The 15,567-nt window shown below is 43.7% G+C and carries 15 protein-coding genes; 8 read left to right on the top strand and 7 right to left on the bottom strand.

What is annotated here, in order from left to right:
• The first annotated feature begins 148 nt into the window (after positions 1 to 148).
• The 8 genes from hisF (at position 149) to truC (ending at position 9,038) form a co-directional block, all read left to right on the top strand.
• Complete coding sequence (gene hisF, locus JMX95_RS08775; protein ID WP_045452349.1) at positions 149 to 931, top strand: imidazole glycerol phosphate synthase subunit HisF; 783 nt, start codon at positions 149 to 151, stop codon at positions 929 to 931.
• A gap of 176 nt (positions 932 to 1,107) precedes the next feature.
• Positions 1,108 to 1,629, top strand: coding sequence for a 6,7-dimethyl-8-ribityllumazine synthase (ribE, locus tag JMX95_RS08770; protein ID WP_045445783.1), 522 nt, complete (start codon positions 1,108 to 1,110; stop codon positions 1,627 to 1,629).
• A gap of 223 nt (positions 1,630 to 1,852) precedes the next feature.
• On the top strand, positions 1,853 to 2,725 hold the full coding sequence (nusB, locus tag JMX95_RS13700) for a transcription antitermination factor NusB (protein ID WP_227676016.1): 873 nt from the start codon (positions 1,853 to 1,855) through the stop codon (positions 2,723 to 2,725).
• A gap of 2 nt (positions 2,726 to 2,727) precedes the next feature.
• Positions 2,728 to 3,768, top strand: coding sequence for a thiamine-phosphate kinase (gene thiL / locus JMX95_RS08760; protein WP_201560597.1), 1,041 nt, complete (start codon positions 2,728 to 2,730; stop codon positions 3,766 to 3,768).
• A gap of 3 nt (positions 3,769 to 3,771) precedes the next feature.
• Positions 3,772 to 4,350 (top strand): phosphatidylglycerophosphatase A, encoded by a 579-nt coding sequence (locus JMX95_RS08755; protein ID WP_201560596.1) that lies wholly within the window; start codon positions 3,772 to 3,774, stop codon positions 4,348 to 4,350.
• Between the two features lie 257 nt (positions 4,351 to 4,607).
• A complete protein-coding gene (glmU, locus tag JMX95_RS08750) occupies positions 4,608 to 5,990 on the top strand; it encodes a bifunctional UDP-N-acetylglucosamine diphosphorylase/glucosamine-1-phosphate N-acetyltransferase GlmU (RefSeq protein ID WP_201560595.1) in 1,383 nt (460 codons plus the stop codon).
• 247 nt (positions 5,991 to 6,237) lie between these two features.
• Positions 6,238 to 8,082, top strand: a complete 1,845-nt coding sequence (glmS, locus tag JMX95_RS08745; RefSeq protein ID WP_201560594.1) for a glutamine--fructose-6-phosphate transaminase (isomerizing) — start codon at positions 6,238 to 6,240, stop codon at positions 8,080 to 8,082.
• Positions 8,083 to 8,267: 185 nt separating this feature from the next.
• Positions 8,268 to 9,038: a tRNA pseudouridine(65) synthase TruC gene (truC, locus tag JMX95_RS08740; RefSeq protein WP_201560593.1), complete on the top strand. Its 771-nt coding sequence runs from the start codon at positions 8,268 to 8,270 to the stop codon at positions 9,036 to 9,038.
• Positions 9,039 to 9,192: 154 nt separating this feature from the next.
• On the opposite strand, the gene JMX95_RS08735 is transcribed toward truC, so the two are convergent.
• The 7 genes from JMX95_RS08735 to JMX95_RS08705 form a co-directional block, all read right to left on the bottom strand.
• On the bottom strand, positions 9,193 to 10,143 hold the full coding sequence (locus tag JMX95_RS08735) for an EamA family transporter (RefSeq protein WP_201560592.1): 951 nt from the start codon (positions 10,141 to 10,143) through the stop codon (positions 9,193 to 9,195).
• 281 nt (positions 10,144 to 10,424) lie between these two features.
• On the bottom strand, positions 10,425 to 10,601 hold the full coding sequence (locus tag JMX95_RS13850) for a LysE family transporter (RefSeq protein ID WP_227676022.1): 177 nt from the start codon (positions 10,599 to 10,601) through the stop codon (positions 10,425 to 10,427).
• Positions 10,602 to 10,756: 155 nt separating this feature from the next.
• Positions 10,757 to 11,590 carry a sulfite exporter TauE/SafE family protein gene (locus JMX95_RS08725; RefSeq protein WP_201560590.1) on the bottom strand — a complete coding sequence of 278 codons (834 nt, stop codon included), beginning with the start codon at positions 11,588 to 11,590 and terminating at the stop codon, positions 10,757 to 10,759.
• 77 nt (positions 11,591 to 11,667) lie between these two features.
• Complete coding sequence (locus JMX95_RS08720) at positions 11,668 to 12,168, bottom strand: flavin reductase (RefSeq protein WP_045445770.1); 501 nt, start codon at positions 12,166 to 12,168, stop codon at positions 11,668 to 11,670.
• Positions 12,169 to 12,304: 136 nt separating this feature from the next.
• Positions 12,305 to 13,351, bottom strand: a complete 1,047-nt coding sequence (locus JMX95_RS08715) for a methionine synthase (protein WP_109592068.1) — start codon at positions 13,349 to 13,351, stop codon at positions 12,305 to 12,307.
• Between the two features lie 53 nt (positions 13,352 to 13,404).
• Positions 13,405 to 14,442, bottom strand: coding sequence for a DUF1852 domain-containing protein (locus JMX95_RS08710; protein ID WP_109592034.1), 1,038 nt, complete (start codon positions 14,440 to 14,442; stop codon positions 13,405 to 13,407).
• 374 nt (positions 14,443 to 14,816) lie between these two features.
• Positions 14,817 to 15,431: a YceI family protein gene (locus JMX95_RS08705; RefSeq protein ID WP_109592036.1), complete on the bottom strand. Its 615-nt coding sequence runs from the start codon at positions 15,429 to 15,431 to the stop codon at positions 14,817 to 14,819.
• Between the last annotated feature and the right edge of the window lie 136 nt (positions 15,432 to 15,567).

The raw sequence follows: 15,567 nt of genomic DNA, 5'->3' as shown, positions 1-15,567 counted from the left end.
AAATATTGACGGTAATCACAGTGATTGTACCGTGCATGAGCAAACTTTGGCTAAAAGCATAATAATCTTGCGAAAACCTGCCTGAGATGGCGGTGATTTTGCTAGACTAGCGCTTATAGAATGAATTGATTATAAGGCGAAAGTCCCTATGTTAGCAAAGCGTATCATTCCTTGTTTGGACGTTGATAATGGCCGTGTGGTCAAAGGTGTACAGTTTGTCGATATCAAAGACGCAGGAGACCCTGTTGAAGTCGCAAAGCGCTACAACGAACAAGGCGCTGATGAGATTACTTTTTTGGACATTACTGCGACCAATGATGAGCGCGATACCACCTATCATACCGTTGAGCGTATGGCGGAGACGGTATTTGTTCCGCTGACAGTTGGTGGTGGCGTGCGTAAGATTGCGGATATCCGCAACTTACTCAATGCAGGTGCGGATAAAGTAGCGATTAATTCAGCAGCGGTATTTACCCCTGAGTTCGTCGGTGAAGCGGCGCAGAAATTTGGTAACCAATGTATCGTCGTGGCTATCGATGCCAAACGCGTTGCAGACATTAATGTTGATGGCATTATCATGCCGCGTTGGGAGATCTTTACCCACGGTGGTCGCAAACCAACGGGTATCGATGCCGTTGCTTGGGCGAGCAAAATGGCTGAGCTTGGCGCTGGTGAATTACTGGTCACCTCGATGGATGGCGATGGCACCAAAAAAGGCTATGATTTGGCATTGATGAAGCAAATCACTAACCGCGTCAATGTGCCTGTTATTGCTTCAGGCGGCGTCGGCAATTTGCAACATTTAGCCGAAGGGGTGTTGGAAGGCGGCGTCGATGCCGTACTTGCTGCCAGCATCTTCCATTTTGGTGAGTATACGGTTCAAGAAGCCAAAGCGTATATGGCAGCGCAAGGCATACAAATGCGTCTATAGTACGCTCGTAAAGTACAAATAAAACAGAAAAAAATGTTATCATAGCGCTAACCACTTATTTTCGTTCATTTAACTGATTATCTAACGGATAATAAGCCATTTGAACCTAGCGATATATTTAGCGCATTATTTATTCCTACATTTTAATTAAAAGCCCATTCGGCAAAGGATTTTTTATGTCAAATCTACAACAGCAGCGCAATGACGTGACTCACATCGATGGTAATTTACATCAAAACAAAGATGTTCGTATTGGTATCGTCGTCGGTCGTTTTAATGGTTTTGTGGTTGAATCATTGGTAGATGGTGCAATTGATGCGCTACTACGTCATGGTGTATTGGGTAGCAACATTACCGTTATCCGCGTGCCTGGTGCTTTTGAATTGCCATTGGTTGCACAGCGCGCCGCTGAGTCTGATCGCTTTGATGCCATCGTTGCTTTAGGTGCGATTATCCGTGGTAGCACACCGCATTTTGATTTCGTTGCAAGCGAATCTGCAAAAGGCTTAAGCGCGGTAGCTATGGATTATAATATCCCAGTTGCCAATGGCGTCTTGACCACTGACAGCATTGAGCAAGCGATTGAGCGTGCTGGCACAAAAGCGGGTAACAAAGGCTCAGAAGCGGCAATGGTTGTACTGGAAATGCTTGCTGTACTATCACAGTTAGATATTGAAGATGACAGTGAAGACGCTTAATCAAGCCATCATTTGATAGGCTGTTTGTTATTTAATGAGCGCTGTGGTTCTTATGAGCTTTCGTTTTTATCGAGAGCCACAGCGTCAGTGTTACAAAGACTGTTACCAAGTACGCTACAAAACTCGACTGGCAAAGCCTGCCAGCTAACTACTATTTAACATTTTATTTTAAAACTTTTTATCTTAAAAACTTTTTATCTTAGCAACTAGGTATAGACCCCCTATGACTGACCAACTCAAGCGCGCTATCAGCGCTGCGAAAACCGCCCAAACCAATGATAAACAAGCTGAAGCCACGCGCATCGCGAGCAGCAGTGCGGGTGATCAAATCTTCGATATGAGTGAGTCTTCTTACAAGACCAGTCACACCGCTATTCGTAAAGCGCGACGCTTTGCGATGCAAGGTCTATACGAATGGCTCGTCACTGACCGCCGCTTCGATATCGATGGTAAGCTTGGCTGGAAAGACAATGCCCCACACGATATCGCCGCTCGTACACGCGCGACCAATGCCATGCATACCGTACATATTGGCTATTATCATGAAATGATGCGTGATATTCCAGAGCAAATCGAGGCGCTAGATGTCCTTATCTCTCAGCATCTTGACCGTGAAATCGATAAATTGGACACCGTTGAGCACGCTATTCTTTTGATTGGTGCTTACGAGCTACAAAACCGCTTAGAGATTCCGTATAAAGTGGTACTTGATGAAGCGATGAAGCTGAATAATCATTTTGGCGCTACTGACGCGCATAAATTGATTAATGCCGTCCTTGATAAAATGGCGGTAGAGCTGCGTGCTATTGAAGTAGAAGCTGATAGCAAAGCCAATTTACGCACCTCACAAAAAGCGGCTGCTAAACCTGTAATAAAAGCTGCTACCAATGCTGACGATAACGCTGATATAGAAGGTAGTGCTGATACAGCTGCCATTGAAGGAAAATCAACTGCTTCAAACAAGCCTCGTATTAGCGCCAATAATGCTACTGTCAAACGCAATAGTGCTAGTAAAGCTACTGCCAATATTAGTGACTTTAAAGCGAGTAAAAAAGCGATTGAAACAGACCGCACTGATGCAGACAGCAAAGACTAATCATGAATGAGTTTGAGCTGATTGAGCGTATATTCTCCCAAATGCAAGCTGCGCAGTCATTGTCTAGCATTGTCGACAAAGGCATTGTCGAAAAAGGCATTGGTGATGATGCGGCGGTGATGAGCTTGCCTGCAGGCGCGCGCTTGGTAAGCTGTATTGATACACTGGTTCAAGGTCGACACTTCAGCGCCGATTGGCAACAAGTGAATAAGCTGGCATTTACCATCGGTTATAAAGCCGTGGCAGTGAACGTCTCAGATATTGCTGCTATGGGTGCAACTCCGCATAGTATTCTACTGGCGTTAGCCTTACCTCAGCGCTTGGCAAATGAGCACTGGTTAAGTGAATTTGCTAAAGGCTTATTTCATGCTTGCCAGCTATTTGGGGTGACGCTGATTGGGGGTGATACCACGCGCAGCGACAATTTAGTGCTTAGTATCAGCGCGCAAGGGTTACTCACCAAAGAGACGCCAGCCGTCTACCGTTCAGGCGCGCAAGTTGGCGACAAACTCTATGTCTCAGGCACGCTTGGCGATGCCGCTTATGCGCTACAGCATCCTGATACTGCTATCGGTATTGAGCTTGCGCATCGTCTACATATGCCAACGCCACGTATTGCACTGGGTGCAGCATTGGCAAAAATTGGTGCGACTGCGATGATAGATATCTCAGATGGTCTGTCTCAAGATATTGGACATATCTGCCAACAAAGCAGCGTTAGTATGCGCATTCATCTTGATCAGCTACCTACTAGCAAAGCATTGGCAAACGCTGAGTTAACCGAGCGCTTGTTGTGCCAGCTGACTGGCGGTGATGATTATGAATTGGCTTTTACTTTGCCTGCTCATATTGAACCACCTGTCAATGACAGTAGCAGCACGCCTGTTACCTGTATCGGCGAAGTCATAACCATAAATGAGCCAGATTCTATCAAAAATTTGCCACCAGAGCTTTTTTATCAAGGACAGCCCATCACACCTACCCATCCCGCCCCCTTTACTACTTGGCCCAATCTGACGGGTTACCAACATTTTGCAGGTTAACCCATGATTGATCACAACCTATCTAAGCCTGATATCCGTAAAGCCAATGATTGCCCGCCTCTTCCCATCGATGCCAATATGCTTGACCGCGTAGTTTATTGGCTTGGGTTGGGTTTGGGTAGTGGTCTGCCTCGCCGTGCACCCGGTACTTGGGGCACGGTTGGTGGCTTAATCATCGCGATACCATTGCTAAGCTTAGGATTCGTGCCATTTTTGATTATTACTAGTCTCTCTTGTGTGATTGGTAGTTGGATATGCGGTCGTACATCAAAGCTAATGGGTGGTCATGATAACCCACATATCGTCTGGGATGAATGGGCAGGCATATGGCTTACCCTACTTCCGCTGTCTTATATGGGTATCGCTGACGGTAATTTTTGGCAAAATATCGCCCAAACCTCTTCTATTGTTGCCATTATTATCGCCTTTATATTGTTCCGCTTTTTTGACATTATTAAGCCACCACCGATTGGCTGGGCAGATAAAAAAGTCGCAGGCGGCCTAGGTATCATGCTTGATGACATCATCGCAGGTATCATGGCAGCAGCCGTTTGGATCATTATTTATATCACCATCCTTTAATTGTTAAATTAGCCTCGCTTTTATATAAGCGACGGTCTTTCATAACCGATTGTCGTTTATAGTCCAGCATTTTTTTAACTCTCCCACTTTTTTAGTAATGCGTTTGTGACGATAGCCAATTTATCAGCAAGCCACCAGTAAATGGTAAGCCCATGACAAGCAACGTAAGTTACAAAGATGTCACGACATAGCGTTTTAGTTAAATGACAGTTTGCGCTATAATTCTAAATTATATTTTGTTACATTTGTAGGCTATTATGACATCTCCTCTTTCGGTAATTATCCTCGCTGCGGGCAAAGGCACGCGTATGCAGTCGGCCAAGCCAAAAGTACTACAGACATTGGCTGGTAAATCGTTATTGGGTCATGTCCTTGATACGTGTCATCAATTAACGGTTGACGACACTATTATTGTTCATGGTTTTGGTGGCGAGCAAGTCCAAGCAGATATCAATGCTCAATATGCGCATCTGCCTATTACTTGGGTTGCTCAGACTGAGCAATTAGGTACTGGACATGCGGTGAAAGTAACCCTGTCGGAATTACCCAAAGAAGGGCAAAGCCTGATTCTCTATGGTGATGTGCCATTAGTCAGCTGCCAGACATTAGCAACGCTACAAGCGGCTAATACTGACGGCATGTCGATGTTGACATTGACCGTAGACAATCCTTTTGGTCTCGGTCGTATCAAACGTGACAAAGACGGCAATATCGAAGCTATCGTCGAGCAAAAAGATGCCAGCGCCGATGAGCAGAAAATCCAAGAGATTAATAGCGGTATTTACTGCGTCGATAATGCGTTATTGCATAAATACCTGCCAAAACTGTCTAATGACAATGCGCAGCAAGAATACTATCTGACGGATATCGTCAAAATGGCGGTCGCTGAAGGCATTAATATTGTCGCGATTGAGCCTGAGCATACCTTTGAGATTGAAGGCGTCAATAACCGCCAACAGCTCGCTAGCTTAGAGCGCACTTGGCAAGGCAAACTGGTTGCCGATTTGCAAGAAGCGGGCGTGCAGTTTGCTGATCCAAGTCGCGTTGATATTCGCGGTACCTTGACTGCGGGTCAAGATGTGTTTGTCGATGTGGGTGTGGTATTCGAGGGTGATTGTGTCTTAGGTGACAATGTTTATATCGAAGCGGGCTGTGTCATCAAAAACGCACACATTGGTAATGCCTGCCACATAAAACCTTATTGCGTGATTGATCGCGCTGAGATTGGGGCAGGTGTTGATGTCGGTCCTTTCGCCCATTTGCGTCCTGAAACCGTACTGTCTGATAACAGTAAAGTTGGTAATTTCGTCGAGATTAAAAAATCAACAGTAGGTCATGGCAGCAAGGTTAATCACTTGAGTTATATCGGTGATGCGACCATTGGTACAGATGTCAATGTCGGTGCAGGCGTCATTACTTGTAATTATGATGGTGTCAATAAATCACAAACCATTATTGAAGACAATGCCTTCATTGGCTCGAACTCAAGTTTAGTGGCACCTGTGACTATTGGTGATACCGCTACGGTTGCCGCAGGTTCAGTGATTACTAAAGACGTTGATAGTAAAGCATTAGCCTTTGGACGGGCACGACAAACTCAGAAAAACGACTTTCAGCGTCCGACCAAAAAGTCAAAATAGCAATGGTCAATCACAAGCATTTTGAACAGTATCTATTGAAGTAATACTAAGCAGCATGACAATTTTTGTGATGCTGCTTCCTTATATTTATAACGTCAAAATTGGTAGTATAAAAGCTCTGCCAGTATAGACTTCTATTATTTATTGACTGAACATTATCGCCTCTCAAAGCATTTGAGCGGTTAAGCATTGAAACATTTAAGCCTTTAAAAATCAAAACATGAAACATCGAATTTAAGGAATAGTTATGTGTGGAATCGTTGGAGCAGTCGCTGAGCGTAATATCGCTAATATCTTACTTGAGGGTCTTAAGCGTCTAGAATACCGTGGTTATGATTCTGCCGGTCTGACCGTCATTCGTGATGGCGAACTCCATCGCGAGCGCCAAGTGGGTAAAGTGCAAGCATTGGTCGATGCTGTGGCAGTTAATCCTGAATTTTTCGATGGTCACATTGGTATTGCGCATACACGTTGGGCAACCCATGGCGAGCCGGCACAGCGTAATGCCCATCCGCACGTATCAGGAAAAATCGCTGTAGTACATAACGGTATCGTTGAAAACTATGCCGAGTTAAAAGAAGAATTGATTGCTAAAGGTTACGTATTTACGTCGCAGACCGATACCGAAGTCGTCGCTCATCTAATCAATGATATCTACAAAACAACGCCTGATTTACTAAAAGCGGTTCGTGCCGTTATTCCGTTATTACATGGCGCATTTGCTCTCGGTATTCTACATATCGACTGCCCAGAAGAGCTGATTACTGTTCGTTTGGGCTCTCCACTGGTGATTGGTGTGGGTATCGGTGAGAATTTTATTGCTTCTGATCAGTTAGCCTTACTACCGGTCACCAATCGCTTTATGTACCTAGAAGAAGGTGATATCGCCAAATTGACGCGCAGTAGCATTCAGGTTTATGCCGATGGTGTCGAAGTAAAACGTCAGATACATGAAATTGATGCGGCACAGCACAATGCGGATAAAGGCGAGTTTAAGCATTATATGCTCAAAGAAATCTATGAGCAGCCAGACGCGGTAGCCCGTACTGTTGAGATGGCTGTAGATAGCGATGAGCCGTCTAAACTGCGTGATGATTTTTTACAGCGTCATGAAGCGCAATTAAAAGGCATTAAGCATGTCCAAGTCATCGCTTGTGGTACCAGTTACCACTCAGGCTTGGTCGCAAAATATTGGTTTGAGAGCCTTATTCGTGTGCCTTGTTCCGTTGAAGTCGCTAGTGAATTCCGCTATCGTAATCCTGTCGTCATCGACAACACACTCGTCATTTGTATTTCTCAATCTGGCGAAACGGCAGACACGTTATCGGCGCTACGTGATATTCAAAAGCACACGCCAGCAGGTCTAGTCAGCTTAGCCTTATGTAATGTACCGACATCGTCTTTGGTACGTGAGACGGATATCTTTTTACCAACGCTTGCTGGTCCCGAGATTGGTGTTGCTTCTACCAAAGCATTCACCACTCAGCTCGCCGCTTTAATGCTATTGGTCTTAAAAGTGGGTGTCGTTCAGGAGCGCATGACTGGCGAAAACCTGAGTACCTTGCTTGGTCAATTACAAGAACTACGTGGTCAACTACATGCCAGCTTAAACCTCGATGCGCCTATCAAAGCCATGAGTGAGCATTTTGAGTATAAAAAGAGCTGCTTGTTCTTAGGTCGTGGTTTGCAGTTTCCAATAGCGCTAGAAGGCGCGTTAAAGCTGAAAGAAATCTCTTATATCCACGCCGAAGGTTATGCGGCAGGCGAGCTGAAACACGGTCCATTGGCCTTGGTCGATAAAGACATGCCCATCGTCGTACTAGCGCCAAAAGACAGCATGTTTGATAAGCTAAAAGCCAATATGCAAGAAGTACACGCGCGTCATGGTGAGCTGTTCGTTTTTGCCAGCGAATCTAGTCAAATGGTCGCAGAAGACAGATTACATGTGGTCTATGTGCCTGATGTTTGTGAAACGCTTGCCCCTATCGTCTATAGCGTACCCGTACAGCTATTGTCATATCATGTCGCCGTAATGCGCGGCACAGACGTCGATCAGCCGCGTAACCTTGCTAAATCAGTGACTGTTGAATAATATAAATATCTGATTTTAATATAACTATCATCAATCAGTTGCTTTTTGCACCGAGTCCTTCGCTATCTGGTACGAATAAGATAGCGAAGGATTTTTTTGTGAATAACGAAATAGAAAAATATCAGTAATTTATATAATTCAATCACTTATATAGTTACTGTATCTACAGTATGGACAATGAGAACATGGATATCGAAAGCGACACCGCCAATCAAATCGCTAGTCAAATAGAAATAATCTATGAAGATGAATTTCTGGTGGCAATTAATAAAGAGGCTGGTCTATTGGTGCATCGCAGTTGGCTGGATAAAGGCGAGACGCGCTTTGCCATGCAACTCACCCGTGATGCGGTAGGTTGTCATGTATTTCCGGTGCACCGGTTAGACAAGCCTACGTCAGGCGTATTATTGTTTGCCAAGAGCTCAGCCGTGGCGCGCAGCCTTGGCGAGGCTTTTACTGAACACAAAGTTACCAAGCAGTATTTAGCCGTGGTGCGCGGCTATATGTCAGAACAAGGCACCGTTGATTATGCGTTGAGCTTTCAACCCGATGCCATCGCCGATAAGTTTGCTGATTTGGACAAACCCGCTCAAGAGGCGGTGACCCATTGGCAAAGTTTGGCACAAGTCGAGCTACCATTTGCCGTATCAAAAAAGCATGACACGAGCCGCTATAGTCTTGTGCGCTTGACACCCGAGACTGGGCGCAAGCATCAGCTGCGTCGGCACATGCGACATGTATTCCATCATATCGTGGGTGATACTAGCCACGGTGATATACGGCACACACGATTTTTTCGTACTCATTATGACTGTACGCGCATGTTGCTGCATGCTCAGACTTTAGCGCTCAGCCACCCCGTCACTGGTGAGCCATTATTGCTAAAAGCTAAATTAGATGACCAATGGATGCGTATCTTAGAAGAGTTTTCTTGGGTGGACAGCGCTAAAGATTAAACAGCGTAAGGTTTTATCTTAGATAGTCATATCAAAGAAGTCGACATACTGATGCTAGATATGAAGGTTCGGTACCCTAGTAAGGACTTGAACCTTCGGCTATGAGCGTTTGGATTTTTATTTGCCGTAAGCGCTGTTATAGGAATAAGAACAGCTAATATCGTATTGGCTGGCGCTTTCTTCCCAGTTTCATTTTTATATTCGCTAGCACCAACCCCGACAATATCAATATCATTGCCAGCATCTTCCACCATGTCACGACCTCTCCTGTAAGCAGCACTGAGGTTGTCATACCGAATACTGGCACCAATAGAGCAAACGGCATAACCTTAGAAGCCGTATTTTGACTCAGCAGATGCGCCCACAGTCCAAATCCTATCAGCGTTGAGACATACACGATAAACCCAAGTGATAACCAAGACTTAAGCGATGCCTCGGTAAACGTCGCCAGCTGCCATGCCTCGGTCTCAAATATGAGAGAAGATAGCGTTAAAATCACGCAAGCGATCAGACCACCCCAAACCACGAGAGCGAGAGCAGACAACGCGGATGCCTTATTCCTTCCAGTATTAGACGAAATAATAGCCCTGTCTGATCCTTGCTGCGTCACTTGTGTTGACGCCTGTTTTGAAGCAATGTTACCAAAGCTCCAGCCTATGGCCGCAATCAAGATACAGACAAACCCAGCCAGAGGCATATCACCACCAAGGTTCAACGCGATGACGCTAAGCCCTAGCACACCGACCAGCATACCGATGATTTGCATGCGACTCACTGCCTCACCCAGTATAAAATACGCCAACAATACGGTAATAAAAATTTGAATTTGTAGCAATAGTGCCGTCAATCCTGCTGATGCCCCTAAGTGCATGGCAGTAAATACAAAAGCATACTGCATGACAAACGTACCGATAGCATAGATAAATAATGTACGGTTAAATTTGGGCGGTTTTAGAAAAAAAACCAGTGGCACAGCGGTAAAGAAAAAACGCAGGGCGGTGAGCATTAGCGGTGGAAAGCTTTCAAGTCCCCATGCAATAAAGGTAAAGTTCACACCCCAAATAAAAGTAACAAGTACAGCCAATGCAGTGTATATAGGAGTCATGTAGTTGGCCTAGGAAGTTATGGCTGATTATTATATTTAAAAAAATTTTATGACAATCTCGTATTAACCATAGGATGCTTTTAGAGAGCGAGCACCACACTTACACACAATAGAACGGCAATGAGCATTAATATTGCACCGCCTATTTTTGTAATTAACTATAGATTATCTTGAGCTTTCCATAGATATCGACTGGCTAAAGCAAATGCTTCTGCGTAGCAAAAATGGATTAGTAAGACCAAGAGGCAAAAAGCTGAAGCTAAAATCAGAAATTGAGAAAGCTAGGCTTGTTCAGTATCGATAAATTGCGGAAATACAGCCATAAAAAATAAGATAGATTTTGGGTTAGAAAGAGAGGTTAGCAAACCTTCTTTGAATAACCTACCAGCACTTGTGCTACTAACCTCTAAGTTGCTATCAGACTTTAGGACAAATGATTTTCTTTTTCCAAAGATCATTTTGAAAAACAAAAGAGTATACCCCGAGGGAACCAGATATTTCACACTTTAGACCCATTAATAGACCACTTAAAGTAGATTGATATAAGAGAACCACTCAAAATAAACTTTTGAACGATCTAAACGTTGCAGTGTAAACGCGCCAATATAAATACTTAAACCAACCCCTTATAAAGAAAATAACACCCCACAACCGTTAATAACACCGAAAAGCACTTCTTTAAAAGCTCTGGTGATAGTATATGAGCAACTTTCGCGCCTAGCTTGGCGGTAAAAAAGCTCATGATGCTGATCCCTAAAAAGGCATAAATATGCACAAAGCCAATGGTGTTAGGCACATCAATTCGTTGCTGCATCCCAAAAAACATGAAACCTAATGCCCCAGCAATAGCAATCGGCAGACCACAAGCTGCTGAGGTGCCAACGGCTTTTTGCATGACTACACCATAACGCGTGAGATAAGGCACGGTTAAGCTACCGCCGCCAATACCGAAAATGGCAGAAGCGATACCGATAACCCCACCTGCTGCGAGCTGCTTAGGTTTTGAAGGCAGTTGTGTATTAGCATCATCGGCACTACTAGAATTGGTAGCATGATTAACAACCTGTTTTTTGCCACCGAAAAACATCTTGTAGGCGACCCACAGCAAAAACACCCCAACAATGAGTTGAAGATACAGCCCAGATATCTGCCCTGCAATCCCTGCCCCTAAAAAGCAACCAATCGCTAAGCCTGGTGCCAGATTTTTGAAGACAGGCCACATGACTGCGCCTTTTTTATTGTGTGCCATGAGCGAGCTGATAGAGGTGACAATGATGGTCGCCAGTGACGTCCCCAATGCCAAATGCATGATATTGTCAGGGCTGTAACCCATTTGCGTAAAGACGATGAATAATAATGGCACGATAATTGTGCCACCGCCCACACCAAATAGCCCCGCAGCAAATCCTGCTAGCGCACCTATGATTAAAAAAACGATTAATTCCACGGGATATTTACTTCTTATGTAGAGTTAGTACGATGGTTATTTTAGTTCAGTGACAATCAATCAGTTAAAAAGCCAACTTAAGCGATTTCTACTTGATCCACTTGACCAACCCGAGAATAGGCACGATTAAAATACACCAAACTCTCCTCTTGCTCACTTTGTCTAATGGCGACCACCCGGCACATGAAAACACTGTGCGTGCCCACTTGCTGAATGTCCTCAATCTCACAATCAAAACTGACCAACGCATCTTCTAAAACGGGAGCGCCTGTTTTAAGCGGTGACCAAGAGCCATATTCAAATCGCTCTTGTGAACTCAATTTGGAGGCAAAAGCGTTAGATATTGATTCGTGCTGTGCGCCTAAAACATTGACACTTAACGTTTTATTTTCAATAAAATGGGCATGTGAGCGAGATGTCTGATTCATGCAAACCAGCAAGGTTGGCGGTGTATCGGTGACGCTACACACCGCAGATGCGGTAAATCCATGAGTACCAGCGCTGCCTTCTGTGGTAATGACATTGACCGCGGTTGTTAACAAAGACATACCGTCTCTAAAATCGGTGGCTTCAATCATGACTTAACTCCTAAATTTTAAATCTTTAAGTTCATTGATAACTGAGGTCACTCATGAGTTTAAACAAGCTAGTATAGACGGGGTTAAAAACCCAACCTATAAAAGCTAAATTTTGCATCAGTTTAGTCAATGAACCCTAAGCGGTCAGTTCTTGACGCACGATTGCTGCGCCTGCACTTAACGCTTGCAGCTTACCTCGTGCCACTTGTCGAGACAACGGTGCCATGCCACAGTTGGTTGAAGGATACAACTTATCCGCATCGACGAATTGCAATGCTTTGCGTAGTATATTGGCCACTTCTTCAGGGGTTTCAATGGTATTGGTTGCCACATCAATGGCACCAATCATCACTTTTTTACCGCGGATCAATTCAATCAAATCCATGGGAACATGTGAGTTTTGACACTCTAAAGAGACAATATCAATATTCGACTGTTGCAATTTAGGGAATGCTTGCTCATATTGACGCCACTCTGAACCCAGTGTCTTTTTCCAATCAGTATTGGCTTTGATGCCATAACCGTAGCAGATATGCACCGCCGTTTCACACTTTAGACCTTCAATAGCACGCTCTAACGTGGCAATACCCCAGTCGTTGACGTCATCAAAGAACACATTAAATGCAGGCTCATCGAACTGGATAATATCCACCCCAGCCGCTTCTAATTCTCTGGCTTCTTGATTTAAGATTTTAGCAAATTCCCACGCCAATTTTTCACGGCTTTTATAATGACCATCATACAAGGTATCAATCATGGTCATCGGACCAGGCAGTGCCCATTTGATTGGCTGATCGGTTTGTGCACGTAAAAACTTAGCATCATCAACAAATACAGGCTTTTGACGACTTACCGTGCCCACGACTGACGGCACACTGGCATCATAACGATTACGAATGCGCACGGTCTCACGCTTCTCAAAATCGACGCCATCCAGATGTTCAATAAAGGTGGTCACAAAATGCTGACGAGTTTGCTCGCCGTCACTGACAATATCAATGCCTGCATGCACTTGTTCTTGCAATGTCAAACGTAGCGCGTCTTGTTTGGCTTCAAGCAGTTGCTCACCTTCTAATGCCCAAGGTGACCAGATTTTTTCAGGTTCTGCAAGCCAAGAAGGTTTCGGTAAGCTGCCAGCCGTTGACGTCGGTAATAACTTTTGTGTCGGTAATAATATTGTCATACGATTCATCTTCTTATTTATTGGTATTCTCATTTCAGCCAGATTGAGCGTGTTTAGGCAGCGTATTCTTTATTCGTACATGCTTCTGCCGCGTGCTCATTTACATCATAGCTTGCTGCCCACTCATTAAGAATGGTTTGGTATGGCTTGATGAACTGCTCTTCGGTGAATTTACCTTGTGTCACTGCCATCTGACTACGCTCTGCGCGATCATAGACGATTTGCGTTAGGGAGTAATCTTGGTACTTCAAACTAGGTTGATAAACTTGAGCGGCTGCCGAATTGGCATTATAAATCTCAGGTCGGTAGATTTTTTGAAAAGTCTCCATGGTAGCAATCGCACTGATCAGCTCAAGGTCGGTGTAATCGCTCAGCAAGTCACCCGCAAAATAAAATGCTAATGGCGCGGCGCTACCCGTAGGCATAAAGTAGCGAACGGTTAAGCCCATTTTGGAAAAGTACTCATCGGTTAGTGATCCTTTGTTCAAAGAGCAGCCATCTTGTTTGTATTCAACGCCCAATAAAGGGTGCTGATTGGTCGTACGTTGATAGGTTTTACTGGTGGAAACACTCAAGCAAATCACAGGCTTCTTGGTGAAATTAGCTTGGTAAGCTTCTGAATTCAATAAATACTGAAACAGTTTGCCATGTAAGTCACCGAAATCTACTGGTGGCGCAGATGATGGATGTTTATCGAAATGGTCTAATAAGACCACGCTAAAGTCATAATCGCGCACATAAGATGAGAAACTATTACCAATCATACCGTCAATACGGGTGTTTTCTTTATGATCCACAATCGTTGTTTGCAGCATCTCGATGATAGGGAAAGTATCGCCATTTCCTGCCACATCCATGTCGACAGAAATAATATCAACCTCAACAGAATAACGATCTGCGGTGGGATTATCCCAATGTGCCAATGCATTAAAACGATTATTTATCATTCTTAACGTTTTGCTTAAGTTCTCTTGACGATGCTCGCCACGCGCCAAATTCGCAAAGTTCGTCGTGAGACGCGTGCTATTTGCAGGATGATAGTTTTCATCAAAACGAATGCGCTTAATTGCACAACTAAATTCTTTACTCATGATAATCCGCTACCCTAATCTAATCTCATTATTTGAGATAAAACCAAATTTGTGTATGAGGTGAATCATACCTAAACTATTACATGAATAAAAACGATACTATTTAAATATAAAATGAATATAATTCATGTTAATGAAGTTATGGTATGACATGAGATTGGATAGCGGAGACTTTACGACTTACTCGATAGCATCATTCAGCAAAAAATAAGCCTGTAGAAAAATGAGCTACGCTAAAGAAAGCATAAAGAAAATTTCGATAAACTAACTAACGAATCTAAGGATTCTCTCATTAAAAAAGTCGAAACTTATTTTCTAAGTCTCAGCCCTTTTTTTTGATAATATAAATAGAAAATTACTTTCTATTGATTGTGTTAGCGCTTTGCAGCTTCAATCTGAATATTTAGCTGAACTTTTTCAGTAATACCTAATAATGTATATTTACTGATGCCCCATTTCGTTCGATCAATGGTCGTTGTGAAATCCCCACCGCAAACTGGCTTTTTCAATATTGGGTTTAGATAGCAATTAAACTTGGTAGCCGTCAGCGTAATGGGGTTAGTCTTGCCATGTAGTGTCAACATACCATCAACCTTGCTGACATTTGAGCCACTACCATCAGTCGTAAAATACCATTTGGTAGAATCAAATTGCGCCAGTGGAAACTGCTCAATATCGAAAAAATCTGCGCTTTTTAACGTAATATCAAATGCTGTATTGCCTGTATTTAGGCTATTCAGAGGAATTACTAGCGAGATATTACCGGTCTTAGCCGCTGGATCATAATCTAGCTGCCCAGTGATATTATAAAAGCCACCTGTGTTGGTAGAGGTATTAAAATGGTCAATAGCAAAGCGTACATTGGTATGAGTGGGATCAATATCGTAAGTCATCGCCTGACTGCTGGCGATACCTAACATGCTTAGGAATAAGGCTAGTAGCGGCTTCCGCGAGGACAGTATGACTGTCGAGAGGGACATTTGATTCATAGTAACATTCCTTTGCTGGATAAATGATAGAGCAATCACATCCTTTGTGATTGTGCTCTTATAATTACTCTCTTATATAATGACAACAAGCCCATACTTAATCAATAAATATAGGCTTGTCTATTTTAGACATAGC

It is taken from the genome of Psychrobacter sp. NC44 (genome assembly GCF_904846655.1).
Classification (GTDB): Bacteria; Pseudomonadota; Gammaproteobacteria; order Pseudomonadales; family Moraxellaceae; genus Psychrobacter.
This window is presented reverse-complemented; position numbering and strand designations above follow the sequence as displayed.

Bases quoted from the DNA above. Each gene is read 5' to 3' on its own strand.
- hisF (WP_045452349.1), top strand. From the start codon at position 149: ATGTTAGCAAAGCGTATCATTCCTTGTTTGGACGTTGATAATGGCCGT.
- ribE (WP_045445783.1), top strand. From the start codon at position 1,108: ATGTCAAATCTACAACAGCAGCGCAATGACGTGACTCACATCGATGGT.
- nusB (WP_227676016.1), top strand. From the start codon at position 1,853: ATGACTGACCAACTCAAGCGCGCTATCAGCGCTGCGAAAACCGCCCAA.
- thiL (WP_201560597.1), top strand. From the start codon at position 2,728: ATGAATGAGTTTGAGCTGATTGAGCGTATATTCTCCCAAATGCAAGCT.
- JMX95_RS08755 (WP_201560596.1), top strand. From the start codon at position 3,772: ATGATTGATCACAACCTATCTAAGCCTGATATCCGTAAAGCCAATGAT.
- glmU (WP_201560595.1), top strand. From the start codon at position 4,608: ATGACATCTCCTCTTTCGGTAATTATCCTCGCTGCGGGCAAAGGCACG.
- glmS (WP_201560594.1), top strand. From the start codon at position 6,238: ATGTGTGGAATCGTTGGAGCAGTCGCTGAGCGTAATATCGCTAATATC.
- truC (WP_201560593.1), top strand. From the start codon at position 8,268: ATGGATATCGAAAGCGACACCGCCAATCAAATCGCTAGTCAAATAGAA.
- JMX95_RS08735 (WP_201560592.1), bottom strand. From the start codon at position 10,143: ATGACTCCTATATACACTGCATTGGCTGTACTTGTTACTTTTATTTGG.
- JMX95_RS13850 (WP_227676022.1), bottom strand. From the start codon at position 10,601: ATGATCTTTGGAAAAAGAAAATCATTTGTCCTAAAGTCTGATAGCAAC.
- JMX95_RS08720 (WP_045445770.1), bottom strand. From the start codon at position 12,168: ATGATTGAAGCCACCGATTTTAGAGACGGTATGTCTTTGTTAACAACC.
- JMX95_RS08715 (WP_109592068.1), bottom strand. From the start codon at position 13,351: ATGACAATATTATTACCGACACAAAAGTTATTACCGACGTCAACGGCT.
- JMX95_RS08710 (WP_109592034.1), bottom strand. From the start codon at position 14,442: ATGAGTAAAGAATTTAGTTGTGCAATTAAGCGCATTCGTTTTGATGAA.
- JMX95_RS08705 (WP_109592036.1), bottom strand. From the start codon at position 15,431: ATGAATCAAATGTCCCTCTCGACAGTCATACTGTCCTCGCGGAAGCCG.